The following is a 26,502-nucleotide window of genomic DNA, read 5'->3' as shown; positions in this document are numbered from 1 at the left end:
ATGAGCGCGGCTGCCCGCTACCTGACCTGGGCGGGCACCGGTCTGGCCGCGCTCGGCGCGGCCACCGCCGCCTACAACCTGGTCACCTTGCGCACCCTGCCGCGCGGGGTCGCGGGCGTGATCGAACCGGTCACGGTGTGCGTCCCCGCCCGCGACGAGTCGCAGCGCCTGCCCGCGCTGATCGCCGACCTTCGCGCGCAGGTCGGCGTCCCCCGCCTGAGCGTGCTGATTCTCGACGACGCGTCCACCGACGGCACCTACGAAGCCGCACTCGACGCGATCGCCGACGACGAGCGCTTCACCGTCCTGCGCTCGGCCGCCCACCCCGCCCCCGGGTGGACCGGCAAGGCCGCCGCGTGCGCGCGCCTGGCCGCCCGCACCGACGCGGCCGCCCTGGTCTTCATCGACGCGGACGTCCGCCTGGCCCCCCATGCGATCGCCGCGGCGGTGACCGAATTGCGCAGGCGCGGAGCAGGTCTGGTCTCGGCCTGGCCGAGGCAGGACGCCGGTTCGACCGCCGAGCGCCTCATCCAGCCCCTGCTGGCCTGGTCGTGGGCCTCGACCCTGCCCGTCGGGCCCGCCAATCACAGCCTGCGCCCGTCCACCGCCGTAGCGTGCGGCCAGTTCCTCGCCGTCGACGCCGCGGCCTACCGCGCCGGCGGCGGCCACGCGGCCGTAGCAGCCAGCGCCACCGAGGACCTGGACCTGGCCCGCGCCATCCGCCGAGCAGGCCATCGCACCGCCCTGGTGACCGCGGGCCCCGCCGCGAGCACCCGAATGTATACCGGCACCACCGAACTCACCGACGGCTACACCCGCTGGCTGTGGTCGGCCTACGGCGGCCGCCGTGACACCGGCGCAGCCATCGGAATCCTCGCCGCCCTCGCCTATTGGATTCCCCCACTGGCCGCGATCTTCGGCCGCACCCGAACCCGCCGAGCAGGGCTACTCGGCTACCTGGCCGCCGTCACAAGCCGTCTGACCGCCCGCACCATCGAAACCCGCCGCCCTCCAACGGCCATCGACCTCACCTCAGCCCTGGCCCACCCCCTCTCGGTAGCCCACTACCTCGTTCTCTGGACCCGCTCCCACCACCGCCACCGCACCGGCCGCCTCCGCTGGAAACAGCGACCTTTGGTGACGCCCGACGACGCCGTTACCCGCCTGGCATGACCACCGCCGCCGTCGCCACTCCGGCGGTTGACGACTGTTCGATGTCCAGATCCAGATCTGCCCAGGCGATTTCGACCTCGACCAGGTCGATTGCGGTGACAAGGTCCTGACCACGTAGCCCGATTCGGTCGGTGACGCACCTGCCGTCCGAAGCGAGACGCAGTTGCTCGATGGAGGACACCGGTCCGTCGTCGTCGACCACGCGGACGATCCAGTACTGGGCGATGCCGAGCCTGACGCCGACCCGCGAGTTTCAGGCGACCTCGGTAATGCCGATGGTGGGAAAGAAGAAGCAAGACCTGCCCGCATTGTCGGTGGTGCCGAAGACGGCGGCCAGGACGGTACCGCGGCCGGTGTCTACCGGGACAGCGCGAACGCCGCCGACGGGGATGGCGGCGAAGAGGAAGTCACGGATGGCGGTTTCGGCGAGGGGACGCAGTTCGGCGGGAACCTCGGGCGGGACCATGGCGCGAACGATGTCGGCGATCGAGCCCATCGAAGCCATGCCGCCGCGACCGGTGCTGATATTGAGCCAGGCCACCTGCATACCGGAGGTTTTCGTCGCGGCGGTGTCGGGGGCGAGCCCGTAGGGCAGGAAGGTGAACAGGGTCTGGCCGGACTTCACGGCCGACAGGTCGATGCCCGGGATCGGGAGGGTGTTCGCCGGCCACGGCCCAGGGACCGCGCCCGCGACGGCCGGCACGAGACCCGCGCCGTCACCGGTGCAGTTCGCGGCGACCGTGGGGTACAGGAACGGCTGGATACCCAGGGATTTCAGCGTCTCGACGACGGTTTGGTAGGCGCCGAGCAGATCACCCGGGCCCGCCGATGGCCGAACAGCCGGCGCATCCCGGGTGACAGCGGGCGTCACCGGTGCGGCCGGTTCGGCGGCGGCCGGTGGCGCGGCCAGCAGTAGCGCGGCGGCGCAGGCCGTCAGCGAGGTCAGTGTGGCGGAACGACGTGCAACGATCACGGCGAAACTCCTCATCGACGCAGAGAAGGCCGACGCTACCGCGTGCGGTGGGTGAATCCGGACAGGTGAAGTCACCGGCCGTTCGGCGCGTCGCAATCTCGCAGCGAACCCGCCGCCGCGGCCCGGTGTCCGCCCCCTTCTCGGCACCGGACCCAACGACGCATCCGCAGGATCCCTATGCCCGGACGCGTTCGCCCAGACCCCTGCGCACGCGCCCGCGCGCGAATCACCTACCGCGCCGAACCGGGGCAATTATGCCGGTGCCCACGATCGGTTCCAACCTCTGCGCTCACGTTGATTTCTATCGTTGCGCGCACTAGTGCATATGCCACATGCTGATTCAGCTCGGGCCACGACGGCCGGGCACAACCATCCAGAGCGACCGAGAGACCTGGCTCTACGACGTCGCAGCAACCCGCCCGTTTCGGGGTGTGGGTGCTTCTGCCGGGTTCGATGGAGGAGATTTTCGTGCTGTCCACCTGTCCGGCCTGAGCGCCGCCAGATCGCGAACCCGTTGCTGGCCGGGTGGAGGTCACTGTGCCTCGTTCCACTGTTTTCCGAAGGATTCCCATGACCGCGTCTGCCGTATCCGGCGCCGAGACCGCGCCCGCACCGCCCGGCGACGCTCTCCCCGCCGACAAGGCGCCCATCGACGACCTGCCCCGGATCGCCGGGTCGTGGCACCCGTGGCGCTGGGCCGTCGCGGCGATCGCTCTACTGCTGGTGGCCCAGTTCGCGCACGGCCTGATCACCAATCCGGGTTGGGACTGGGGCACTTTCGCCCAGTACTTCACCGCGAAGTCGGTGCTGGCCGCACTCCGGGTGACCATCGAGCTCACCCTGTGGGGCACCGCCCTCGGTTTCGCGATCGGCACGCTGCTGGCGATCGGGCGGGTGTCGAACAATCCCGTGCTGCGGGTGATCGCCTGGACCTATATCTGGGCTTTCCGTTCGATCCCGCTGATCGTGCAGCTGCTGTTCTGGTTCAACATCGCCTACCTGTATCCCCGCCTGTCCGTGGGCATTCCGTTCGGCCCCGGCTTCTACGAGTTCGATGTCAATGGTGTGATCAGCGGTTTCACCGCGGCGGTGATCGGGCTGGCCCTGCATCAGGCGGCGTATTCGGCCGAACTGATCCGGGCGGGTCTGCTCGCCGTCGACGACGGTCAGCTCGAAGCGGCGGCGGCGCTGGGGATTCCACGCTGGCGCCAGTTCCGCACGATCGTGTTGCCGCAGGCGATGCGCTCGATTCTGCCGAACGCGGCCAATGAGGTGATCAGCCTGTTCAAGGGCACCTCGATCGTGTCGGTGATGGCGATCGCCGAGCTGTTCTACCAGGTGCAGGTGATCTTCGGCCGCAACGGCCGGGTGGTGCCGCTGCTGATGGTGGCGACCGTCTGGTACATCGTGCTCACCACGGCGCTGTCGATCCTGCAGTACTACATCGAACGGCACTACGCCAAGGGCGCGCAGCGTGAGCTGCCGCCGACACCGTGGCAGCGGGTCCGCGCCAAGGTCACCGAGATCGCCGCCGGTGCGGCCGCACCCCGAGGAGCAACCCGATGACCGCAGCGGTGCTGGCGCGCGGAATCCGCAAGTCCTACAGCGGCACCGAGGTACTGCGTGGCGTGGATCTGGCCGTACGCGCCGGTGAGGTGGTCGCGCTGATCGGGCCGTCCGGCTCCGGCAAGTCCACGCTGCTGCGGGTGCTCAATCATCTGGAAGCGCAGGACGCGGGCACCGTGCACATCGACGGTGAGCTGATCGGCTACCGCCAACGCGGCAGTACCCTGCGTTCGCTGCCCGACCACGCGGTGCGCGCCCAGCGCAGCCGCATCGGCTTCGTGTTCCAGCAGTTCAATCTGTTCCCGCATCTCACGGTGCTCGACAACGTGGTGCTCGCCCCGGTCTCGGCGCAGCGCCGTCCGCGCGGCGAGGTGATCGCCGAGGCGACACAGCTCTTGGAACGGGTGGGCCTGGCCGATTTCGTCGACGCCTACCCCCGGCGTCTGTCCGGTGGACAGCAGCAGCGCGTGGCCATCGCACGGGCCCTGGCCTTGAAACCACGGCTGATCCTGTTCGACGAACCCACCTCCGCACTCGACCCGGAGCTGGTCGGCGAGGTCCTCGCGGTGATCCGCGATCTCGCGCACAGCGGCACCGCGCTGGTGATCGTCACCCACGAGATCGGTTTCGCCCGCGAGGTCGCCGACACGGTCGTGTTCCTCGACGAGGGCGTGATCGTCGAGCAGGGCGAGGCCGCCAGCGTTCTCGATCACCCCGAACACCCGCGTACGCAGGCGTTCCTGTCCCGCGTCCGCTGAACATCCCTTCCCACGAACAGGTTTCGACACTGATGAAGCTCTCCACTCTGATCGGCATCGTCGCGGCGGCCACGCTGTTGACGGCAGGCTGCACCGCCGAGCCCGAGGCCGCCGACACCGTGCAGGCCGGTGCGATCACCTACGACCTGTCCCCCGCCCAGGAGGGCAGGGTGCGCGCCGCCAAGGTCGACGCGATCGCCGCCGAGGTGCCCAAGGCCATCCGCGACCGCGGCACGCTGGTGGTGACCGGTCCCGCCGGTTCCGTGCCGCCGCTGCGGTTCTACGCCACCGACGACCGGACCGTCATCGGCTCCGAGGTCGACTTCGCCACCCTGGTGGCCGACATCCTGGGCCTGAAGCTCGACATCCAGGTGGCCGACTGGTCGCAGAACTTCGTGCGGGTGGATTCCGGTGAGGTGGACGCGTTCATCTCGAACGTGACCGTCACCGAGGAGCGCAAGGAGAAGTACGACTTCGCCACCTACCGCACCGACACCGTCGCCCTCGAGGTCCCCAAGGACAGCACGCTGACCTACACCGACCGCAAGAGCCTGGCGGGCAAGCGGATCGGGATCGGCGCGGGCACCAATCAGGAACAGCTGCTGGTGAGCTGGAACGAGAAGAACGTCGCCGAGGGCCTGCCCCCGGTCGACATCGCCTACTACCAGCAGAGCACCGACTACTACCTCGCGCTGGCCTCCAAGCGCATCGACGGCTACATCGGCCCGAACCCCGCGGCCGTCTATCACTCCGCCACCAGCGACGGCAAGATCATCGCCACCTTCTCCGGCGCGGGCGAGCAGCTGCAGGGCGAGATCGCGGCGCTCACCAAGAAGGACAACGGCCTGATCGGCCCGATCCACAAGGCGCTGCAGCACGCGATCGCCGACGGCAGCTACCAGAAGATCCTCGATCGCTGGGGCCTGAATTCGGAGAAGGTCACCGAGTCGCGGATCAACCCGCCCGGTCTGCCGAAGAAGCCCGCCGCATGAAGTTCCTACTGATGACGCTGATCACGCGGGTGCCCGATCCGGTCACCGGCGTGGTCCCGACGACGCGCGATCGCCTGCACGAGGTGGTCGAACAGGCCAGGCGCGCCGAGGAACTCGGCTACGACGGGTTCGCGGTCGGTGAGCGGCACGAGGATCCGTTCCTGTCGGCCGCTCCCCCGGTGGTGTTGAGCCATATCGCGGCCCTCACCTCGCGAATCAGCCTGTTCACCGCGGTCACCACCTTGAGCCTGCTCGATCCGGTGCGCGCGTTCGAGGACTATTCCACCCTCGACAACCTGTCCGAGGGCCGGCTCGAGCTGATCATCGGCAAGGGCAACGGCGCGGCGCAGGCGCAGCTCTATCACGTCACCACCGAGGATCAGTGGGAGCGCAATCGGGAAGGGTACGAGCTGTTCCGGGCGCTGTGGGACAGCGAGGAAGTGACGTGGTCGGGACAGTTCCGGCCCTCGCTCGCCGCGGCCAAGGCGTTGCCCCGGCCGCTGCAGCCGCAGGTGCGGATCTGGCACGGGAGTGCGACGAGCCTGGAGTCGGTGGAACTGGCCGCGCGCCACGGTGATCCGGTGTTCTCGGCGAACGTCACCAATCCGATCGAGCCGTACGCCGCGCTGATCCGCCACTATCGCGAGCGGTGGGCGCACTACGGTCACGACCCGGCCGATGCGCTGGTCGGCGCGGGCACCGCGGGCTTCCATGTGGCGCGGACCTCGCAGGAGGCCGTCGCGGTGTTCCGCCCGCTGTTCGAGGCGCGGACCTCGCTGCAGCGCAAGGTCGGCAATCCGGTCGTGTTCGAGACCGTCGAAGACTTCGTCACCCGCTCGTCGGCGCTGGTCGGCAGCCCGGAGCAGGTGATCGACAAGGTCGGCCGCTATCACGAACAGTTCGGGCACGAGGTGATCCACCTGTCCGCCGAACGTGACGGCCGCACCGAATCCGAGTACCTGGGCAGTCTCGAACTGTTCCAGGCCGAGGTGGCGCCCGAGCTGCGCCGCCGCATTCCGAGTCGTCCCCTGGCCGCTGGCCGCCAATTCTCTGGAGTTGTCTCGTGATCCGTCCTCGTCATCGCATCGCCGCCGCCGTCGGCGCACTGGCCGCCGTCACCACGGTGGTCGCCTGTGGCAGCGACACCGCAGGCTCCGGTGCTCAAGCCGGTCCGCCGCAGCCGGGCGGCACGTTGCGCTACGGGCTGTCCGGCGCTCCGACCTGCTCGGATCCGGCGCAGTCGGGCACCAACCAGACCATCTATGTGGCCCGCCAGATCGTCGACTCGCTGACCGATCAGGACCCGAAGACCGGCGCGATCACCCCGTGGCTGGCCAAGAGCTGGGAGGTCAGTCCCGACGCCAAGGTGTTCACCTTCAAGTTGGCCGATGGGGTCACTTTCAGCGACGGCACCGCGCTCACCGCCGATTCGGTGCGCGATACCTTCGACGCGGTCGTCAAGCTCGGTGCCGCGAAGGCGCAGTTGGGCGCCAGCTATCTGACCGGCTACGTCGGCACGACGGCGGTCGACAAGCTCACGGCCCGTGTCGAATTCAGTGCGCCGAACGCCCAGTTCCTGCAGGCGTCCTCGACCACGCAGCTCGGCATCCTGGCGCAGTCGACCAATGCCAAACCGGCCGAAGCCCGGTGCGCGGGTGACAACATCGGCAGCGGGCCGTTCACCTACGCCTCCTACAAGCAGGACACCTCGGTGACGCTGGCCAAACGCGCCGGATACAACTGGGGCTCCGCTGTTTTCGGCCACCAGGGCGAGGCGTATCTGGACCGGATCGAGTTCACCGTCGTTCCCGAATCGGGTGTGCGCACGGGCAGCCTGGCATCGGGCCAGCTCGACGCCGTCAGCGACGCGCTGCCCCAGGACGCTCCGCAGATCGAGGCCGTCGGCGGGCGGATCCTGTCGACATCCAACCCCGGCACTCCGTTCGGTTTTCAGGTCAACGTGACTCGCGGCCCACTGCGTGATCCGGCCGTCCGGCAGGCGCTGCTCCCCGCGATCGACCGCAAGCAGCTCGTCGAGACCGTGCTCGGTCCCCAGTTCAAGCCTGCGACCTCGAGCCTGGCATCGGCGACCCCGGCGTACCTGGATCAGTCGGCGCGGCTGGCCTATGAACCGGCCAAGGCGAAGTCGATCCTCGATCAGGCAGGCTGGGTCCTCGGCGCGGACGGTGTCCGGGCGAAGAACGGTGAGCGACTGAGTTTCGCGGTGACGTTCAGCCAGGTATTCGCGGGCAATCAGGCGATTCTCGAGCTGGTGCAGCAGCAACTGCGCCAGGTCGGGGTGGACCTGAAGCTCGATCTCGTGTCCACCCCGGAGGCCATCACCCGGCAGAACACGCACGATATCGACGCCGGTTACGGCAACACCACCCGCGCCGACGGTGACATCCTGCGCACGTCGTTCGGACTCGCCGGGCGCAACATCACCGCGCGTGGCCCGATCCCCCAGCTCGACGAGACCCTCGACAAGCAGCTCGCCACCAGTGATCCGGCCGCCCGTGCGGAACTGATCGGATCCGCGCAGCGGCAGGTGCTCGACAACGGTCTGTTGATCCCGACGGTCGAGTTGTCGCAGGCAGTCGGCGCGGCCGCGCACACCCAGGATCTGAAGTTCGAGGCTTCGGCACGACTGCAGTTCTTCGACACCTGGTTGAGCGGGCACTGAGATGAGCGAGGTGGTCGGGAGTCCGCGGCGCGACGGCGCGGGTAGCGAGATCCGGCGCGCGGACGGCCGGGCGGACTTCGCACGCTACGTGGGTTCTCGTTTGCTACAGGCGATCTGGGTGTTGTGGGCGGCATTCACGATCTCCTTCGTGGTGCTGTACCTGCTGCCCGCGGATCCGGTCTCGATGGCGGCCGACAGCGCGGGCACCGGTGCGCCGGTGGACCAGGCGGCGATCGCCGAGTTGCAGGCTCGCTACGGGCTGGACAAGCCGCTGTGGGACCAGTACGTGACCGCACTCGGCAATGCCGTCACCGGCGATCTGGGGCGCTCCATCAACACCGGTCAGCCCGTGACCGAAGCCCTCGGCGACGTTCTACCGGCCACGCTCGGACTGGCGTCTCTCGCACTGCTTTTCGCGATCGTCGGCGGGACGATCCTCGCGTTCGCCGCCACCTACACAAGGCGGCCGTGGCTTCGCAATACCTTGAGTGCGCTACCGCCGCTGGGCGTTTCGGTGCCGACCTTCTGGACCGGTCTGCTCCTGTTGCAGCTGTTCTCCTTCCGGCTGCACTGGTTCCCCGCCTTCGGCGGGACCGGGCTGCGCGGGACGCTACTGCCCGCGCTGACGCTGGCGCTACCGATCGGGGCGGTGCTGGCCCAGGTTCTCGCTGCCGGGCTGGAACAGACCTGGCGTCAGCCGTTCACCGATGTGGCGCTGGCCAAGGGCGCGTCGCGCTGGTGGGTGCAGCGTCGCCATATCGCCCGGTTGGCCAGCGTGCCCGCGTTCACCATCGCGGGGGTGCTGGTCGGCACGATGCTGGCCGGGTCGGTGGTGGTGGAGTCGGTGTTCGCCCGCGCGGGCGTCGGCCGGCTCACCCAGACCTCCGTGCTCAACCAGGACATCCCCGTGGTCCAGGGCGTGGTCCTGCTCTCGGCGCTGATCTTCGTCGGCGTGAATCTGGCGGTCGACCTGCTCTATCCGCTGCTCGATCCGCGCATCACCGGGACACGTCGCGCTCGTGGCGTGCCGGTCGCGGGCACCCCCGCCGACGCCGTGTCCGTCGCTGGGAAATCCGGCGAATCGGATGGCTCGAACACCGACACCGAACGGAGTGAACGTGGTTGACATCCTCGTGCGCCGACCGGCGCCGACCGCACGGCCCGAATCGGTGACCGATCACGGCGTCGCGCGCGTGCACCGAGTGGCCCGAACTGCCCGATGGGCCCGCGCACACCTGGGTCTGGTGGTGTCGGGCGTGGTGCTGGCCGTCGCGGTCGGCTGGGCGGTGGCGCCCTCGGTGTTCGCCTCCGGCGATCCGCTGATCGGCGTGCCCGCGGACAAGTTCCAGGCCCCCAGCGCGGCGCACTGGTTCGGCACCGACAATCTCGGACGCGACCTGTACACGCGGATGGTGCACGGTGCGGGGCTCTCGCTCACCGCCACGCTCACCGCGGTCGGGATCGCGTTGGTGGTCGGGTCGGTACTCGGGCTGCTGTCGGGCGCCGCGGGCGGCATCGTCGACACCGCGATCATGCGGGTCGTCGATGTGCTGCTGTCCATCCCGTCGCTGCTGCTCGCGCTGGCCCTGGTCACCGCGCTCGGCTTCGGCACCCGCAATGTGGCTGTCGCCGTGGGTGTCTCGCTGATCGCGAACTTCGCCAGGGTGATGCGCTCGGAGGTGCTGCGGGTGCGGCACGCGCCGTATGTCGAGGCCGCGCACGCGTCCGGCGTGCGCTGGTACGCGGTGCTCGTTCGGCACGTGCTGCCCAATGCGTTCCAGCCGGTGCTGGCCTTGGCCGCGGTCGAGTTCGGCATGGCGGTGCTGGCCGTGTCCTCGCTGAGCTTCCTCGGCTACGGCACCAAACCGCCCACCCCCGAATGGGGTTCGCTGATCTCGGAGGGCCGCAACTTCCTCGCCTCCGCCTGGTGGCTGACGACGCTGCCGGGCCTGGTCATCATCGCCGTGGTGTTGTCGGCTCAGCGTGTGGGTCGATTCGTGGGAAGGACCGAAACACGATGAGCGACAAGACGAACGGAACGCACCCGACGCGGAGTTCGGCCGCGCCGGACCAGCCGTTGCTGCAGGTGGAAGATCTGCACATCGAGTATCGGACCGGCGCGGGGTCGGTGTCCGCGCTGCGCGGCGTGTCGATCGAGGTGGCGCGCGGAGAGGTCGTCGCCCTCGTCGGCGAGTCGGGGTCGGGCAAATCGACATTGGCACACGCGGTGATCGGGCTGCTCGGGGATTCGGCGGGAATCGTGGCGGGCAAGGTCGAGTTCGCCGGTGAGCGGATCGACCCGGACGACGAGAAGGCCCTGCGGCGGCTGCGCGGGGCGCGGGTGGGATTCGTGCCGCAGGATCCGGGTCTGTCGCTCAATCCGGTGTTGCGGGTGGGCGATCAGGTGGCCGAGGCGCTGCTGGTGCATCGGCTGGCCGACCGGCGCGGGGCGGCGCTCCAGGCGCTCGACCTGCTGGAAGAGGTCGGGCTGGATCGCCCGCAGTTGCGGGCGCGGCAGTATCCGCACGAGCTGTCCGGCGGGCAGCGTCAGCGCGTGCTGATCGCGATCGCGCTGGCGTGCGGGCCGGAACTGATCATCGCGGACGAGCCGACGAGCGCCCTCGACGCGACGGTGGCGCGGCAGGTGCTGGATCGGCTGGCCGAGCGGATCGCGGCCCGCGGGACGGCCGTCCTGCTGATCACCCACGACCTGGCCGTTGCCGCGGAACGGGCCGATCGACTGGTGGTGCTCGAGCAGGGCAAGGTCGTCGAATCCGGCACTACCGCACAGGTTCTGCACCACCCGGCACAGCCGTACACGCAGCGCCTGCTCGCCGCGTCCCCCGCGCTGTCGCCCACCGAATTCCGGCCCCTGCGACCCCGAGCGGAAAAACCGTTGCTGTCGGTTCACGCCCTGCACAAGCGCTTCCACGCGGGAGCGGGCTCCATCACCGCCGTCGACGATGTGCAGTTCAGTCTCGATCGAGGGGAAACGCTCGCGCTGGTCGGCGAATCCGGTTCGGGCAAGTCGACGACGGCGCGCATCGCTCTGCGACTCACCGACGCCGACAGCGGGACGGTCACCTTCGACGGCCACGACCTCACCAGCGCCCGCCGAAACCGCCTGCGCACGCTGCGCCGACGGTTCCAGGTGGTGTACCAGAACCCGTACTCCTCGCTGGATCCGCGCTGGGAGGTCGCCGACATCATCGCCGAACCCCTGCGCGCCTATGGGATCGGCGACCGGACGAAACGAGTCGCCGAGCTGCTCGAACAGGTCGCGCTACCGGCGGATTTCACGAAACGCAGGCCCGCGGAACTGTCGGGCGGGCAACGACAGCGCGTGGCGATCGCCCGCGCGCTGGCCCTGCACCCCGACCTGCTGGTGCTCGACGAACCGGTCTCCGCGCTCGACGCCTCGGTGCAGGCGCAGATCCTCGACCTGCTCGACACCCTCCAGCGCGAACTCGCCCTCGGCTACCTGTTCATCTCCCACGACCTGGCCGTGGTGCGCCGGATCAGCGACCGGGTCGCGGTGATGCGCCACGGTCGCGTCGTCGAAACCGGGCCCACCGCAACCCTGTTCACCGATCCGCGGCACCCGTACACGAGGGAGCTGCTCGCGGCGATTCCCGCGCCGGGCACCCGGATCGATCCCCTCGACGGAAAGGACCTCACCCGATGAGCCAGCCCAGACTGTTCCTCGGCATCGAAACGGTAGGCACCGGAACGCATCCCGCGTCCTGGCGGCGCACCGATTCCGGCGCCGAAGACCTGTTCACCGCCGGCTACTGGACCGCCGTGATCTCCTCGGCCGAGCAGCTCGGGTTCGACGCCGTCTTCCTGCCCGACGCGTTCGGCATCCAGTCCGGTGGCGCGGCCGTGACCCGCGGCAGGCTCGACGCCGTCGCGATCGCCGCCCGCACCGCCCCGCTGACCAGCCGAATCGGCTTGATCCCGCAGGTACCGGTCACCCACACCGAACCGTTCCACGCGTCCAAGGCCGTGACCGCGCTCGACTTCGCGAGCCTGGGCCGCGCGGGGTGGGAGGTGACCGTGTCCACCACCGAGGTCGAGGCGAAGGCCTTCGGGCGCAAGCAGGTGCAAGATCCGAAGTCGCTGTGGCACGAGGCCGACGAGGCGATCGAGGTGGTGACCCGGTTGTGGGACAGCTGGGAGGACGGCGCCGAGATCCGCGACGTACCCACCGGCCGGTTCATCGACCGTGACCGCCTGCACTACATCGACTTCGCCGGCGACAACTTCTCGGTCAAGGGCCCGTCGATCACCCCGCGGTCGCCGCAGGGCCAACCCGTCATCACGGTCCGCGCCGACACCCCCGAGTCGACCGAGGTCGCCGTCCGCCGAGCCGACATCATCCGCGTCAGCGCCCCCGATCTCGCGACCGCCGCCGCGCATCGCGCGGCCTTGCGCGCGGCGATCGCCGCGCAGGGCCGCGATCCCGGCATCGTGCAGATCCTGCTGGATCTACCTGTGCACCTGGCGGATTCGGCAGACACCGCACTCGCCGAGGTGCGCGAGCTCGATCGCTGGGCGGCGGACCACCCGCCGCTCGGATTCCACCACGTCGGTACCGCCGCCGCGCTCGACGATCTCCTCACGGAGATCACGCGCGCCGACGCCGTCGACGGCGTGGTCCTGCGACCGCTGGCCCTGCACGCCTCGCTGGCCGAGCTCACCACCCACCGATCCGCGCTCGCGCCGACCACCACCACCGCGACCCTGCGTGAGCGCCTCGGTCTCCCCCGTCCACTCAGCCGATACGCCACGACAGGAGCAGCGCGGTGACCTCGAAACCACGCAAGCAAGTCCACCTCGCCGCGCACTTCCCCGGCGTCAACAACACCACCGTCTGGGCCGATCCGGCCTCGAAATCGCAGGTCGATTTCGTGTCCTTCGAGCATCTGGCGCGCACCGCCGAACGCGGCCTGTTCGACTTCTTCTTCCTGGCCGAGGGATTGCGGCTGCGCGAGCATCGCGGGCAGATCCACGACCTGGATGTGGTCGGCAGGCCGGATACCTTCACCGTGCTCAACGCGGTGGCGGCGGTGACCGAGCGGCTCGGGCTGGCGGGCACCATCAACAGCACCTACAACGAACCCTTCGAGGTCGCCAAGCAGTTCGCCTCGCTCGATCACCTCTCCGGCGGCCGGGCCGCGTGGAATGTGGTCACCTCCTCGGACGCGTTCACCGGAGAGAACTTCCGGCGCGGTGGTTACCTCGAACACGGTGAGCGGTATCGGCGGGCCGAACAGGTGGTCGCCGCGACCAGGGCACTGTGGGACAGCTGGCCCACCGACTCGCTGGTGATCGATCGCGAGCGGGGGATCTTCGCCCGCGACATTCCCGACACCGCGTTCCGCAGTTCACAGTTCGACTTCGCGGCACCGTTCGTCGTCCCGCCGAGCCCGCAGGGGCATCCGGTGCTGTTGCAGGCGGGCGATTCCGACGAAGGCCGCGAGTTCGGCGCGAAGACCGCCGACGCGATCTTCACCGGGCACGGCACCCTGGAGGCGGGCCAGAAGTTCTACGCCGACGTCAAGGGCCGGCTGGCGAAATACGGTCGCGCACACGGCGATCTGCTGGTGCTGCCCGCGGCCACGTTCGTCCTCGGCGACACCACCGACGAGGCGCACGAACGGGCCCGCGACATCCGCTACCAGCAGGTGAGCCCGCAGACCGCGATCGCCTTCCTCGAACAGGTCTGGGGCCGTGACCTTTCCGGTTACGACCCCGACGGCCCGCTGCCCGATGTCGAGCCCGACGCCGCCGCGGAGATCACCCGGGGCCGGGTCCGGCACACGAAAGATCCACTGGCCGTGGCCAAGACGTGGCGTGAACAGGCCGAGGCGGGCGACCTCAGCATCCGCGAACTCATCATCGAGGTCACCGCCCGCCAGCAGTTCATCGGCACACCCGCCCAGGTCGCCGAGCAGATCGACCAGTACGTGCAGTCCGACGCGTCCGACGGTTTCATCCTCGTCCCGCACCTGACACCCGGCGGGCTCGACGAATTCGTCGACACCGTGGTCCCCGAACTGCAGGAACGCGGCAGCTTCCGCACTGAATACACCGGCACTACCTTGCGCGACCATCTCGGTCTGCGTCACCCCCACCACCACACCGTCGCCGAAGGAGCACGCGCGTCATGACGATCACCGTCGAGAACCCGACCCCCACCACGACATTCGCCGACGACTGGGCGCGCTGGCATCACGCCCGCGAAGACGGCCTGCGCGATCCCCTCGGCTGGCTCAGCCTGGCGGGGTTGCACTGGCTCACCGACAGCCCGGCCCGCCTGGACGGCGTCCCCGGCACCTGGTGGGTCACCGACGACAAGGTGTTCATCACCGCGCAGCCCGCCGACCGGCTCGATGTCGACGGCGAGCGGATCGGCGGCGTGCAGATCGTGACGCCCGTGGAGGGCGCCCCGGGGGTGAGCGTGCTCAACGAGGAGAGGGTCCTCGAGGTGATCCGGCGCTCCGGACAGTACGCGGTGCGGGTGCACGATCCGGCCACGCCGACACTGACCGCGTTCACCGGGGTCGCGGCCTACCCGGCCGACCCGCGCTGGGTGGTGACCGGGCGTTTCACCGCGTTCGGGCAAGCACGCACCGTCACCACCGGCGCCGTGGTCGACGGGCTCGAGCACCACCACAGCGCCGCGGGAATCGTCGAGTTCCGCATCGGCGACAGCCACGAGGCGCTGCTCGCCTTCGGCACCCCCGACGACCTGAAGGTGCTGTTCACCGACGCCACCAGCGGCGTCACCACCTACCCGGCCGCCCGCTCGCTCGCCCTCGGCGCAGTCGAGGCCGACGGCACCGTCACCCTCGACTTCAACCGGGCGGTGAACCTGCCGTGCGCGTTCACCGACTTCGCCACCTGCCCTGTCGCCCCCCGTGAGAACCGGCTGCGCGTGGCGATCGAAGCAGGAGAACAGGATCCGAAGCTATGAGCGTGCCGCTGTCGATTCTCGATCTGTCACCGATCAGCGAAGGGTCCAGTGCCGCACAGGCACTGCGCAACACCGTCGACCTCGCCCGGCAGGCCGAGCAGTGGGGGTATCGCCGATACTGGCTGGCCGAACACCATTTCGTGTCGGTGGCGAGTTCGTCGTCGCTGACGCTGCTCGGGTTGGTCGCCGCGGCGACCTCGCGTATCCGGGTGGGGACCGGCGCGGTGCAGGTGGGCCATCACACCTCCGCCTCGATCGTGGAGGCCTTCGGCACCGTCGACGCGCTGTACCCGGGACGACTCGATGTGGGTCTGGGCCGGTCGGGGCATCGGCGCAGCCAGTTCGGCGCCGCGGCCACGACCACCAAGGGCGGGCACCCGATAGTGGACACGGTCACCGGCCGGACCGAGGTGCGTGACGGTGTGGTGGTGCCGCCACCGTTCGATCCACGCCGGGTCACCGACCGCACGAAGTTCCTGGCCTCGGCCGAGGCGCTGCAGCAGCCCGGCGCGGAGTCGTTGGACTTCGCCGACCAGGTGGCCGAGGTGCAGGCGCTCCTCGACGGCCGCTACTTCACCCCGAGTGGTGTCGAGCTGCACGCCGTTCCCGGCGAGGGCATCGACACCGAGCTGTGGCTGTTCGGCAGTTCGGCGGGCGAAAGCGCCGAGCTGGCGGGCAAGTCGGGATTGCCGTTCGCGGCCGCCTACCACGTCGCACCGGGGTCCGCGCTGGACGCGGTCGAGGCGTATCGGGCGGCGTTCCGGCCGTCGGCGCAGCTGGCCGAACCGCACGTGATCGTCTCGGCGGACGTGGTCACCGCGGCCGACGACGACACCGCCCGCCACCTCGCGAGCACGTACGGACATTGGGTGCACAGCATCCGCAGCGGCGGCGCGGCCGAATACCCCGATCCCGCAACAGCGTCCCCGCTCACCCCGGATCAACTCCGCCTCGTCGACGACCGCCTGGCTTCGCAGATCGTCGGCTCGCCCACCACCGTGGTCGAGCGGCTCGAGGCCCTCCAAAGGGTCACCGGCGCAGACGAATTGCTCATCACCACCATCACCCACGACCACGCCGACCGGCTCGAATCACACCGCCTGCTGGCCGACGCGTGGGGATTGCGAGCCGCCCGCGCGGCTTGACCGGCCTACCCCCTCGGGCGCCCCACAACGTCGACTCGACTACGGGGCGCCCTTCGGCTGTCCGGGGTCCATCGCCGTGCGCAACCGCTCGAGCAACCGCTCGAACTGCGCGAGCTGGGCAGGCTCGTATTCGGCGAGGATCGCGTCCTGCTCGGCGTTGATCGGGTGGAAGAACTCGTCGGCCAGCTGTCGAGCGTTCGCGCTGCACCGCAACGTCACGACCCGGCGATCGGTGTGCTCGCGGCTGCGGGTGATGTATCCCGCCTGCTCCAGCCGGTTGAGCAGGGTGGTCATCGCCCCCGAGGTCAGGGTGATCCGCTTGCTCAGCAGCGCGGGAGACAGCGGTTCTTCGGCGTGTTCGGCGGCCGCGATCTCCATCAGCGCGAAGGCGTCGGTGGAGTGCACGCCGAGCGTTTCCGCGAATCGGCGGCCCAGTTCGGTGAAGCTCGCGCCGTAGTCGATGAGCCCCGCGGCGAGCCGCTGCCGCCGCATCGCGACATCGCCGGATGTCTGCTCCACCATCTCGTCCTCTCGTCGACCACCGATTGACAACTTACCGGCCCGCCATTTACCTTCATCGTCAAGTAACTTTATGACGGAGGTATAGTGCGGACAGAAACCGAGACCCCACCGCTGCGCTTGTGGCTGGGGCTGATCGCCGTCTCGCTCGGCGTCGCGTTGATCGTGGTCGACCTGACGATCGTGAACGTGATCCTCGCGCCGATCGTCGAGGACTTGGCGATCACCTCGATTCAGGCGCAATGGATCCAGGAGTCGTACGCGATCGTTTTCGCCGCGCTCCTCCTGGTCGCCGGTCGACTCAGCGATCTCTACGGCGCACGCAGGCTGTTCCTGATCGGGTTGGTCGTCTTCGGCGCCACCAGTCTGCTCGCCGCGCTCGCACCGAGTGGCGGCCTGCTCATCGCGGCCCGCTTCCTGCAGGGCATCGGCGGGGCGATGATCCTGCCGACCTCGCTGGCCCTGGTGAACGCGGCATTCACCGGAAAGGCTCGCGGACAGGGCTTCGCGATCTGGGGATCCACGATCGGCGCGGCCGCGGCGCTCGGCCCGCTGCTCGGCGGCTGGCTCGCCGGCTTCTCCTGGCGGTGGGCTTTCGGAATCAACATCCCCGCGGTCGCGCTGATCATGGTGGCCGTGCTGGTCTACCTCCCCGCCGCACCGAAGAACGCCGGTCGCGTCGATTGGCTCGGGGCGGCCCAGTCCGCACTCGGCCTCGGCCTGCTCGCCTTCGCCATGATCGAGGGTCGGCATTATGGCTGGCTGTTCGTGACCGAGCCGCTGAGCATCGGCGGGTTCGCTTGGCGCAGCGGGCCTTCACCGGTTCTCGTCGCGTTCACAGGCGCCGCACTCGCCCTCGGGCTCTTCTGGCGCAGGCAGGCGCGACTCGGACGCACCGAAGGGGAACCGCTGGTCGACGTGCGGCTGTTCTCGATCGATTCGTTCCGCAGGGGCAATGTGGTGACACTGATCGTCGGCGTCGGCGAGTTCGGCATCATCGCGGTCCTGCCGCTGTGGATGCAATTCGCCCTCGATTACACCGCGCTGCAAGCCGGACTCGCCCTCATGCCGCTCGCGATCGGCAGTTTCGTCGCCAGCGGCGCGAGTTTCTCGTTGACGGCCTCGGTCTCGGCCTCGGGCCAGGTCAGGATCGGCTTGCTGCTGGAAGCGGCCGGACTGGCGCTGCTCGGATTGTTCGCCGCGGCGGACAGCAGCTGGTGGTCGATCGCGCTCGCACTGTTCGTCTACGGCATCGGCGTCGGCTTCGCGACCGCCCAGGTCACCAATATCGTGCTCGCCGACGTGCCGAGCGAGAGCGCGGGACAGGGCTCGGGAATACAAAGCGCGGCACGCGAACTCGGCTCAGCACTGGGCATCGCCGTCCTCACCACCATCTACTTCAGTACCGTCGGCACCGGCCTGCGCGACCGCCTGACCGACGCGGGCCTGCCCGAACCCGAAGTGCGGCAACTGGAGTCGACCGTCACCGACAGCGCCGGTTCGGTGATCGGAGCGTTCGCCGAAAACCCGAACACACTGCCCATCGCGGAAGCGGCGCGCGCGGCCATGGCCGCGGGCATCGAGGTGGCGAGCTACCTGTGCGCCGGCCTGCTCGTGCTCGCCTTGGCCACTACGGCATTCGTCGAACCCGAACGACACGAGTAGCACCGGTCCACCGGGGGCCCGGACTCGTTCCGCGGCCCCCACGCTGCCCGGTCGTCAAGCCCGCATCAATCACACTCCCCCTTTCTATACGTAGGCGTATATCAGCGGTACTCTCGACATATACGCCGCCGTACACATGGAGGTCCCCGCTATGCGACTACCCGAATCGGCCCACACCGACCAGCCCTGGCGCATCCACGAGATCGCCCCCGACTTCGACGTCGAGGACATCTGGCAGTTCCGCACCCCCGGCGCGGGCCCCGACGACTTCCCCGCCCTACTCGCCGCCCTCCAGGCCGAACGCGCCTCCGAGTCCACCGGCATCAGCGGCCTGCTGTTCAAGATCCGCTGGAAGCTGGGCGAACTGTTCGGCTGGGACCGCGAAGAGGCAGGCACCGGCACCCGCGTCCCGTCTCTGCGCGAGCGTCTGCCCGCCGACCTGCGCGACACCGACATCCCCGCCGAAGACGGCCCACTCACCGCCCTCTATGTCCTCGACAACGAATACGCCGCCGAAATCGCCAACGGCACGATGCACGGCATCATGCACCTGGGCTGGGTCCCCGACACCACCGGCTACCACCTACAAATGGCGGTCCTGGTGAAGCCCAACGGTCGATTCGGCCGCCTCTACATGGCCCTGATCAAGCCCTTCCGCTACGGCATCGTCTACCCGGCGATGACCCGCAGCTGGGAACGCAGCTGGAACGACCTCGCCGTGACGCGGTAAGCGCTGTTCCTACGCGCTGAGCGGGGCGGCGGATACTCCGTAGCCGAGGTTGGTGAGGACTTCGCTGGTGGCCTTGGCGAAGTTCAAGGTGATGAAGTGGAGGCAGGGGGCGCCTTCTTCGGTGAGGCGCTGGGCCATTTCGGTGGCGATCTGGATGCCTTCGGCGCGGACGGCGGCACGGTCTTCCTCCGGGCCGGTACCTGCCGCGCGGGTGAGGCGGGCTACCACGTCGGCGGGGACGGGGCGGCCGCTGAGTTCTTCGGCGCGGGCGACCGTGCGCAGGGAGGTGATGGGCATCAGCTCGGGGATGATCGGCTTGGCGCCCTCGATGGGGTCCATGGCGATCACGCGGTCACGCAGACGCAGATAGTGCTCGACGTCGAAGAACATCTGGGTGATCGAATACTCCGCTCCCGCACGGAGTTTCGCCGCCAGGTGGTGGGTGTCGTGGTCGAGGTCGGGCGAGCGGTGGTGGCCCTGGGGGAACGAGGCGACGCCGACGTGGAAGTCGCCGAGATCGCGCACGATGCGGACCAGTTCCTCCGCGTATTCGACACCGCCGGGGTGCTTGGCCCATTCACCCAGCGGGTCACCGGGCGGGTCACCACGCAGAACCAGGACATTGCAGATGCCGGAGTCGGCGTAGGACCCGATCAGGGAGCGCAGTTCGGCGATGCTGTGCCCGACCGCGGTGAGGTGGGCGACCGGGAGCAGAGTGGTTTCCTGCGCGAGCGCACCGGTGATGCGCACGGTGCGGTCGCGGGTGGAACCGCCCGCGCCGTAGGTCATCGACACGAAGGCGGGATGCATGCGTTCGAACTCGCGGACCGCGCGCCACAACCGAGCCTCGCCCGCTTCGTCTCGCGGAGGGTTGAACTCCACGGAGAACGGCACGCCGTTGCCCGAATGGGTGCGCAGACTCTGCACCACCGAGGGGGTGTTCGAGACGATCGACGGCCGCTGGGCGGGTCGATCTGGGGTCGAACTTCCCCGTCCATTGTCGAAATCCACCGGCTCAGTCTAGTGGGAGGCGATGGCGCCCCGGCACCGACTGGGAAACCGGGCGCCGAACACCCAGCAACGCGTCAAGGCCGATGAACGTGCCCGCGGACGGTAGCACCGCGGAAACCCGGATGTGGGCTGCGTCGCAGCGGCCCTGTGCGCCGAGAGCGCGCCCGGTCCGCCCGCGTATCGTTCGGGACAACGCTGGTGACCGCACCACCGAGTGCCCAACCGGTCCCGCTGTTCGCCCACTTCGCCCCTGGAGGCCGCCCTGTCCGCCGGAATCGGTACCCCGCTATCCCGGTCCGCCGCCGACGCTCTGACCTCGGTCGACCTCGTCGCGCTGACCCCGGGCACGCCGGCCTTCGTCGCCGCTGTCGAACAGGTGCTGACCAGCTTCTTCGCCACCCGGCGTGAGATCGTCGAGCCGCTGGGGCCCGTCTTCCTCGACGCCGTCGAGGCGCTCGGACAGTTCGTGGTTCGGGGCGGCAAGCGGACGCGACCGGGATTCGCGTGGACCGGCTGGCTGGGCGCCGGTGGCGATCCCGCCGGGCCGGATGCCGCCGCGGTACTCACCGCCTGTTCGGCACTGGAATTGGTGCAGGCGTGCGCGCTCGTGCACGACGACATCATCGACTCCTCGCGCACTCGGCGCGGGTTCCCGACCGTGCACATCGAGTTCGAGGATCGGCACGCGGCGGCGGGCTGGCCCGGCGACGGCGCCGCCTACGGCTCGGCGGTCGCGATTCTGATCGGCGATCTCGCGCTGGCCTGGGCGGACGATCTGGTGCACGAGGCCGGTTTGAGCCCACGGGCGCTGGCCCGGTTCGCACCGGTGTGGGCGCGGATGCGGACCGAGGTGCTCGGTGGGCAACTCCTCGACATCAACGGCGAGGCGGGCGGCGACGAGTCGGTCGAGGCCGCGTTGCGGATCAACCGGTACAAAACCGCCGCGTACACGATCGAACGGCCGTTGCATCTGGGCGCGGCGCTGGCGGGTGCCGACGAGGCGCTGGTGGACGCGCTGCGGATCTACGGAACCGACGTGGGGATCGCGTTCCAGCTGCGTGACGACCTGCTCGGCGTGTTCGGCGACCCGGCGGTGACCGGAAAGCCGTCGGGCGACGACCTGCGGGAGGGCAAGCGGACCGTGTTGATCGCGGAGGCGCTGCGCCGGGCCGATCCGGCCGCCGCCGCCCTGATCCGGACCGGCCTCGGCACGGACCTCGACGATGCCGCCATCGACCGGCTGCGCACAGTGCTCACCGACCTGGGTGCGGTCGACGAGGTGGAGCGCCGGATCACCGAGCTCACCGACACCGGGCTCGCCGCGATCGCGACCAGTTCCGCGACGCCGGAGGCCAAGCAGTTGCTCCACGCCATGGCACTGGCTGCCACCCGCCGCGCGGCCTGATAGGAAAAGTGTTGTGGGACAAGCGAATCATGTCGTCGTAGTCGGGGCCGGGCTGGCAGGTCTGGCGGCCGCGCTGCACCTACGGGGCGCGGGTCGCGAGGTGACGGTGCTGGAACGGGCCGATCATCCGGGCGGCCGGGTGGGCCGATACCGGTTCGACGACTACGAGATCGACAGCGGCGCAACGGTACTCACCTTGCCGGAAGTGATCGACGACGCGCTGGCCGCCGTCGGGCACACCAGGCAGAGCGTCGGCCTGCGCATCCACCGCCTCGCTCCCGCCTATCACGCACGCTTCGCCGACGGCAGCGACATCCGCGTCTTCGACGACGCCGACCAGATGGCCGCCGAGGTCGAAAGTGCTTGCGGGCCTGCTGAAGCGCGCAACTACCGCCGACTGCGCGACTGGCTCGGCCGCGTCTACGACGCCGAGTTCGACGAGTTCATGAACGCCGATTTCGATTCGCCGCTCGACATGGTGCGCACACCGCGCTCCAGGGCCGCGCTCACCGCACTCGCCAAGCTCGGCGGCTTCGGAAAACTCGGGCCGCGCGTACGGTCCTTTCTGGGCGACGAACGGCTGACCAGGCTGTTCACCTTCCAGGCGCTGTACGCGGGCATGTCGCCGGATGACGCGCTCGCCGTCTACGGCGCGATCCCGAACATGGACACCTGCCTGGGTGTCTACTTCCCCGAAGGCGGAATGCGCGCGATCACGGCGGCGCTCGCCGAGGCGTTCACGGCCGCGGGTGGTCAGCTCGTACTGAATGCCGAGGTCGACGGCATCGACTATCGCCCCGGACGGACACCGAACGGACAGGGACAGAAGGGCGCGGCCCGTGGGCGACGTGCCGAAGCGGTGCGCACCGCCGACGGGCGCGCCTACCCCTGCGACGCGGTGGTCCTCACCGCCGACATCGCGTCACTGCCGACATTCGGCCTGCGCCACCGTCGCGGCCTGCGCGCCTCACCGTCGGCCGTCGTCGCCCACGGCACCATCGCGGCCGAGATCGCCGCGCGCTGGCCCGTGCAGGCCCATCACACCATCGAGTTCGGCGCCGCCTGGGCACAGACCTTCGCCGAGATCGCCGCGCGCAAGGGTCGCGGCCGGCTCATGAGCGATCCGTCGCTGCTGCTCACCCGGCCCGCGCTCACCGACGCCGACCAGTTCGTCGACCGGGCCACCGGGCGCTTCGAACCGCTGTCGGTGCTCGCGCCGTGCCCCAACCTGACCGCCGCCCCGCTCGACTGGGACCGGCTCGCCCCCGCCTACCTGCGCGAGCTGCTCGCGGAACTGGAGCGGCGCGGCTACACCGGCATCGCCGAACATTTCCGCGTCGACCACCTCGACACGCCCGCCACCTGGGCCGCCCAGGGCATGATCGCGGGCACACCGTTCTCCCTCGCCCACGTATTCCGGCAAACCGGGCCCTTCCGGCCACGCAATCTGCCAAGGGGCGTGGACAACGTCGTTCTCGCAGGTTGCGGCACCACTCCGGGGGTGGGTGTGCCCACCACACTGCTGTCCGGCAAGCTGGCGGCGGCACGAATCACCGGCAGCCGGGCACACGCCGGTACCGACCACCGGGTTAGTGTTCCAACTTGAAGCCGTAAACTGACGGCCGACTTATCAGCTCGCGGTTGCGACCGCCGACCATCCGGGGGGACCGACCGAACATGCCGCCCTCCGAGACGACCGTAGGCACCATGGACAACACGCGCACCCTCGAGCGCCAGCGTCACCTACCCGCCGGGAGCGACCCGGGCGTCCGGACCTGGCTGCGCACCGCAGGCGAGTTCGCCAGGAGCCCCGAGGGCCACGCTGCTCTGATGGGTTTCTTCGGCGCCATGATGATCACCTTCGGTGGCTTCGGTGCGGGGGCTGTTCGCAAGCGCGATCCGCTACTCGAAGCGCTGCACCTGTCGTGGCTGCGATTCGGCCACGGATACGTGTTGTCGACGATCGTGATCTGGATCGGCGTGCTGCTGATGATCACGGCGTGGGTCCGGCTGGGTCGCACCACCATCGGCAAGGGCGAATCGACGGTCACGCTCAACGAGTTGCGGGCGATCGTCGGTATCTGGATCACGCCCCTGCTGTTCGCGGCGCCGATGTTCAGCCGTGACTCCTACTCCTACCTCGCCCAGGGTGCCCTGTTGCGTGACGGTTTCGACCCCTATCAGGTGGGTCCCGTCGCCAATCCCGGCGTGCTGCTGGACAACGTGAGCCCGGTCTGGACCACCACCACCGCACCGTACGGCCCCGTCTTCTTGTTGATGGGCCGTGCGATCACCTCGCTCACCGGCGAGAACGTCATCGCCGGGACCATCGCGCTGCGCGTCGTCATGCTGCCCGGACTGGCGCTGATGATGTGGGCGGTGCCGTATCTGACCAAGCATCTGGGCGGAAAGCCGACGGTCGCGCTGTGGCTGGCCGTGCTCAACCCGCTGGTGCTGGTGCACCTGATCGGTGGCGTGCACAACGAGATGCTGATGGTCGGGCTGATGTGCGCGGGCGTCGCGCTCGTGCTCGAACGCCATCATGTGGCCGGCATCGTGGTGGTCGCCATCGGCGTGGCGATCAAGGCGACGGCAGGCGTGGCGCTGCCGTTCCTGGTGTGGATCTGGATTCTGCACGAGAAGGAACGGCGAGCCGCCGAGCGGCGAGCCGCGGTGGATTCCGACGCCGCACTCGCCGAGGAACAGAAACACCCCGACGCTGCCAGACCGTCCGCGGATATGCCGCACCCGCTGTTCGTCTTCGCCAAGATCGCCGGTATCGGCGTCGGCGTGTTCGCGCTGGTGTTCGGCGCGGCGTCGGTGATCGCGGGAGTCGGCTTCGGCTGGGTCACCGCGTTGCAGGGCTCGAACAAGATCATCAATTGGCTGTCGCTGCCGACGATTCTCGCGCACATGGTCACCTGGGTGACCCCGCTCGATTTCAACTCCGTACTGGACGTGACCCGCCTGCTGTGCCAGATCGCCATGGTCGCGCTGCTCGTCGCGACCTGGTGGCGGTTCCGGCACAGTGAGCGCGAGGCCGTGATGGGCATCATCATCGCGTTCGTCGCGATCGTGCTGCTCTCCCCCGCCGCGCTGCCCTGGTACTACTCGTGGCCGCTCGCGCTGGCCGCCGGGTTCGCGATGTCGACCCGCACGTTGATGTGGCTGGTCGGGATCTGCACGTGGCTGATGCTGGTGTTCCAGCCCGACGGGTCGATCGGCCTCTACAACTTCTGGCATGTCGCGCTGGCGACCTTCGCCGCCGTGGTCGCGGCGGTGTCGCTGCGCACCGTGGATCCGCTGCATCTGCGTTCGGCCGGCTCGAAGGCCGTTGCCACGGAATCGGCGCCGCCAGTTCGAGCATGAGCCCTCGCGCGCAGAGGCTTCGACGCGACACCGTGAACGTTTCCGGAGATGCCCGACCGCTGACCAGCGAGCTGGATGCGGCCTACGCGAGTTGCCGGCGGATCGCCGCCGAGCACGGGCGCACCTACTACCTGGCCACCACACTGCTCTCACCGGAACGTCGGCGAGCGGTACACGCGCTGTACGCCTTCGCCCGGATGGTCGACGACATCGTCGATCATGCCGACAACCCCGCGCGCGTCCTCGACCCCCGCGACGGCGCCCGGCACAGCCTGGCCCCGACCCACCTCGTCGCCGGCGGACGCGCCCCTGCGCGGCTCACCACCACCCAGCGGCACGTGCCGAGTGAACCCGCGCAGGTCGTCGACGTCTCCCCCGCCCAGCACCTCGACCTCGTCGAGAAACACCTGCGACTGGCCCTCGAACACGGCGACATCGACAGCACCGACCCGCGCCGCCGCCAGATCGTCACCGCGGCCGCGGACACCATCAGCCGCTACGACATCGCGCACACCCACCTCTGGACATTCCTCGACGCCATGCGCATGGACGTCCCCGGTACGGCCACCCACCGCACCCGCTACGCCACGATGAGCGAGCTCCGCGAGTACATGCGCGGGTCCGCCGCCGCCATCGGCCTGCAGCTACTGCCGGTCCTGGGCACCGTCGTCCCCGTCGCCGAGGCCGAACCGGCCGCCGCTGCCCTCGGCGAGGCCTTCCAGCTCACCAATTTCCTGCGCGATGTCGCCGAAGACCTCGACCGCGACCGCGTCTACCTGCCCACCGACGAGCTGACGGCGTTCGGCGTAGACGAAGCCCACCTGCGCGACTGCCGTCATCGGGGCCACACCGACGCACCGCTGCGGCGTGCGCTGGCCCACCTGATCGCTGTCAACCGCGACATCTACCGGCAAGCCGTCCCCGGCATCGCCCTGCTCGCCCCCCGCGTACGCCCGGCGATCATTACCGCCGCCATCCTCTACGCCGAAATCCTCGACCGCATCGAAGCGGCCGACTACCAGGTCTTCACCACCCGGGCCACGGTCCCCCGCCGTCGCCGGATCCTGGTCGCCGCCAAGGGTTTCACCGGCGGCTAGTTATCGCGGTTCGCTCGCGACGGCCGCTGCCCGCGGCCGCGCGCGATCCGGCGGTGTGACGATCAGAAGGGTTCAGCGTGCGCGCGGCGAACTACCTCGCGGGCCAATTGCCCGTGCAGAGCGTCCACCGGGCGCCCGGGCAGGGAAGGGTCGTCGGTGTAGAGCCAGCCGAGGATGTCCTCGTCGGTGTACTTGGCGTCGCGCATGACGGTGATCACGCCGGGAAGCATGCGGACGATCTCGTCCTCGGAATCGAAGAAGCGGGACGGAATGCCCGCGACGCCGTGCCGGCGGATCGCGAGGATCTGGTGGTCACGCAGCAATTGGTGCACCGAGGTGACCGGGACGCCGAGGATATCGGCCGCCTCGGGAAGCGAGACGATGGTTTCGGTGTCGGGCAGCACGTCGTCGCTGCAGGGGAAGGCACTCACTCCCAC

General features: G+C 69.3%; 24 protein-coding genes and 1 riboswitch. Of the genes, 19 read left to right on the top strand and 5 right to left on the bottom strand.

Features of this window, described 5'->3' with window-relative positions; translation table 11 throughout:
- Window positions 1–1,173, top strand: a complete 1,173-nt coding sequence (locus ACFQ9R_RS20940; RefSeq protein ID WP_378992579.1) for a glycosyltransferase family 2 protein — start codon at window positions 1–3, stop codon at window positions 1,171–1,173.
- On the opposite strand, the gene ACFQ9R_RS20935 is transcribed toward ACFQ9R_RS20940, so the two are convergent.
- Both ACFQ9R_RS20935 and ACFQ9R_RS20930 read right to left on the bottom strand, forming a co-directional pair.
- Window positions 1,157–1,375, bottom strand: coding sequence for a hypothetical protein (locus tag ACFQ9R_RS20935; protein WP_378992577.1), 219 nt, complete (start codon window positions 1,373–1,375; stop codon window positions 1,157–1,159). The two genes, ACFQ9R_RS20940 and ACFQ9R_RS20935, sit on opposite strands and share 17 nt — an antisense overlap.
- 51 nt (window positions 1,376–1,426) lie before the next feature.
- Complete coding sequence (locus ACFQ9R_RS20930) at window positions 1,427–2,146, bottom strand: hypothetical protein (protein ID WP_378992576.1); 720 nt, start codon at window positions 2,144–2,146, stop codon at window positions 1,427–1,429.
- 366 nt (window positions 2,147–2,512) lie between these two features.
- Window positions 2,513–2,606: riboswitch (SAM riboswitch) on the top strand.
- A gap of 110 nt (window positions 2,607–2,716) precedes the next feature.
- Here ACFQ9R_RS20930 and ACFQ9R_RS20925 point away from each other — a divergent pair.
- The 12 genes from ACFQ9R_RS20925 to ACFQ9R_RS20870 are packed head-to-tail and all read left to right on the top strand — an operon-like array spanning window position 2,717 to window position 16,269.
- The gene (locus ACFQ9R_RS20925) at window positions 2,717–3,712 is read left to right on the top strand and encodes an amino acid ABC transporter permease (RefSeq protein WP_378992574.1); all 996 of its coding nucleotides are present in this window, start codon (window positions 2,717–2,719) and stop codon (window positions 3,710–3,712) included.
- Window positions 3,709–4,470, top strand: a complete 762-nt coding sequence (locus ACFQ9R_RS20920; RefSeq protein ID WP_378992573.1) for an amino acid ABC transporter ATP-binding protein — start codon at window positions 3,709–3,711, stop codon at window positions 4,468–4,470. Before ACFQ9R_RS20925 ends, ACFQ9R_RS20920 begins: the two co-directional genes overlap by 4 nt.
- 32 nt (window positions 4,471–4,502) lie before the next feature.
- On the top strand, window positions 4,503–5,462 hold the full coding sequence (locus ACFQ9R_RS20915) for an ABC transporter substrate-binding protein (protein WP_378992572.1): 960 nt from the start codon (window positions 4,503–4,505) through the stop codon (window positions 5,460–5,462).
- On the top strand, window positions 5,459–6,529 hold the full coding sequence (locus ACFQ9R_RS20910) for an LLM class flavin-dependent oxidoreductase (protein ID WP_378992571.1): 1,071 nt from the start codon (window positions 5,459–5,461) through the stop codon (window positions 6,527–6,529). The genes ACFQ9R_RS20915 and ACFQ9R_RS20910 overlap by 4 nt, the downstream gene beginning before the upstream one ends.
- Window positions 6,526–8,145 carry an ABC transporter substrate-binding protein gene (locus ACFQ9R_RS20905; protein WP_378992570.1) on the top strand — a complete coding sequence of 540 codons (1,620 nt, stop codon included), beginning with the start codon at window positions 6,526–6,528 and terminating at the stop codon, window positions 8,143–8,145. The genes ACFQ9R_RS20910 and ACFQ9R_RS20905 overlap by 4 nt, the downstream gene beginning before the upstream one ends.
- A gap of 1 nt (window position 8,146) precedes the next feature.
- Window positions 8,147–9,271, top strand: coding sequence for an ABC transporter permease (locus ACFQ9R_RS20900; RefSeq protein WP_378992568.1), 1,125 nt, complete (start codon window positions 8,147–8,149; stop codon window positions 9,269–9,271).
- On the top strand, window positions 9,231–10,166 hold the full coding sequence (locus tag ACFQ9R_RS20895; RefSeq protein WP_378992566.1) for an ABC transporter permease: 936 nt from the start codon (window positions 9,231–9,233) through the stop codon (window positions 10,164–10,166). Before ACFQ9R_RS20900 ends, ACFQ9R_RS20895 begins: the two co-directional genes overlap by 41 nt.
- Entirely contained in the window at window positions 10,163–11,830 is a 1,668-nt protein-coding gene (locus ACFQ9R_RS20890) for a dipeptide ABC transporter ATP-binding protein (protein WP_378992564.1), read from the top strand. Before ACFQ9R_RS20895 ends, ACFQ9R_RS20890 begins: the two co-directional genes overlap by 4 nt.
- A complete protein-coding gene (locus tag ACFQ9R_RS20885; protein ID WP_378992563.1) occupies window positions 11,827–12,954 on the top strand; it encodes an LLM class flavin-dependent oxidoreductase in 1,128 nt (375 codons plus the stop codon). The genes ACFQ9R_RS20890 and ACFQ9R_RS20885 overlap by 4 nt, the downstream gene beginning before the upstream one ends.
- A complete protein-coding gene (locus ACFQ9R_RS20880) occupies window positions 12,951–14,318 on the top strand; it encodes an NtaA/DmoA family FMN-dependent monooxygenase (RefSeq protein WP_378992561.1) in 1,368 nt (455 codons plus the stop codon). The genes ACFQ9R_RS20885 and ACFQ9R_RS20880 overlap by 4 nt, the downstream gene beginning before the upstream one ends.
- Window positions 14,315–15,124 carry a DUF1684 domain-containing protein gene (locus ACFQ9R_RS20875; protein WP_378992560.1) on the top strand — a complete coding sequence of 270 codons (810 nt, stop codon included), beginning with the start codon at window positions 14,315–14,317 and terminating at the stop codon, window positions 15,122–15,124. Before ACFQ9R_RS20880 ends, ACFQ9R_RS20875 begins: the two co-directional genes overlap by 4 nt.
- On the top strand, window positions 15,121–16,269 hold the full coding sequence (locus ACFQ9R_RS20870) for an LLM class flavin-dependent oxidoreductase (protein ID WP_378992559.1): 1,149 nt from the start codon (window positions 15,121–15,123) through the stop codon (window positions 16,267–16,269). Before ACFQ9R_RS20875 ends, ACFQ9R_RS20870 begins: the two co-directional genes overlap by 4 nt.
- 39 nt (window positions 16,270–16,308) lie before the next feature.
- On the opposite strand, the gene ACFQ9R_RS20865 is transcribed toward ACFQ9R_RS20870, so the two are convergent.
- Window positions 16,309–16,791, bottom strand: coding sequence for a MarR family winged helix-turn-helix transcriptional regulator (locus ACFQ9R_RS20865; protein WP_378992558.1), 483 nt, complete (start codon window positions 16,789–16,791; stop codon window positions 16,309–16,311).
- A gap of 84 nt (window positions 16,792–16,875) precedes the next feature.
- Between ACFQ9R_RS20865 and ACFQ9R_RS20860 the strand changes: the two genes are divergently transcribed.
- Together ACFQ9R_RS20860 and ACFQ9R_RS20855 are read left to right on the top strand one after the other, a co-directional pair.
- Entirely contained in the window at window positions 16,876–18,453 is a 1,578-nt protein-coding gene (locus ACFQ9R_RS20860; protein WP_378992557.1) for a DHA2 family efflux MFS transporter permease subunit, read from the top strand.
- 151 nt (window positions 18,454–18,604) lie between these two features.
- Entirely contained in the window at window positions 18,605–19,183 is a 579-nt protein-coding gene (locus ACFQ9R_RS20855) for a DUF2867 domain-containing protein (RefSeq protein WP_378992555.1), read from the top strand.
- 9 nt (window positions 19,184–19,192) lie between these two features.
- Here the strand turns inward: ACFQ9R_RS20855 and ACFQ9R_RS20850 are convergent, their stop codons facing one another.
- A complete protein-coding gene (locus ACFQ9R_RS20850) occupies window positions 19,193–20,194 on the bottom strand; it encodes a methylenetetrahydrofolate reductase (protein WP_378636616.1) in 1,002 nt (333 codons plus the stop codon).
- Between the two features lie 250 nt (window positions 20,195–20,444).
- Between ACFQ9R_RS20850 and ACFQ9R_RS20845 the strand changes: the two genes are divergently transcribed.
- The 4 genes from ACFQ9R_RS20845 to ACFQ9R_RS20830 all read left to right on the top strand — a co-directional run bounded on the left by ACFQ9R_RS20845 (window position 20,445) and on the right by ACFQ9R_RS20830 (window position 26,065).
- On the top strand, window positions 20,445–21,599 hold the full coding sequence (locus ACFQ9R_RS20845) for a polyprenyl synthetase family protein (protein WP_378992681.1): 1,155 nt from the start codon (window positions 20,445–20,447) through the stop codon (window positions 21,597–21,599).
- Between the two features lie 13 nt (window positions 21,600–21,612).
- Entirely contained in the window at window positions 21,613–23,205 is a 1,593-nt protein-coding gene (crtI, locus tag ACFQ9R_RS20840; RefSeq protein WP_378992554.1) for a phytoene desaturase family protein, read from the top strand.
- Window positions 23,206–23,306: 101 nt separating this feature from the next.
- On the top strand, window positions 23,307–24,968 hold the full coding sequence (locus ACFQ9R_RS20835; RefSeq protein ID WP_378660424.1) for an alpha-(1->6)-mannopyranosyltransferase A: 1,662 nt from the start codon (window positions 23,307–23,309) through the stop codon (window positions 24,966–24,968).
- A 32-nt stretch (window positions 24,969–25,000) separates the two neighbouring features.
- Window positions 25,001–26,065, top strand: a complete 1,065-nt coding sequence (locus ACFQ9R_RS20830) for a phytoene/squalene synthase family protein (protein ID WP_378992553.1) — start codon at window positions 25,001–25,003, stop codon at window positions 26,063–26,065.
- Between the two features lie 62 nt (window positions 26,066–26,127).
- Here ACFQ9R_RS20830 and ACFQ9R_RS20825 read toward each other — a convergent pair whose 3' ends face one another.
- The gene (locus ACFQ9R_RS20825) at window positions 26,128–26,496 is read right to left on the bottom strand and encodes an Rv2175c family DNA-binding protein (RefSeq protein ID WP_378992550.1); all 369 of its coding nucleotides are present in this window, start codon (window positions 26,494–26,496) and stop codon (window positions 26,128–26,130) included.
- Window positions 26,497–26,502: the final 6 nt, after the last annotated feature.

Source organism: Nocardia sp. NPDC056541 (assembly GCF_042794235.1).
GTDB lineage: Bacteria > Actinomycetota > Actinomycetes > Mycobacteriales > Mycobacteriaceae > Nocardia.
The sequence above is the reverse complement of the archived record's forward strand: the minus strand, read 5'-3'. Positions and strand labels throughout refer to the sequence as shown.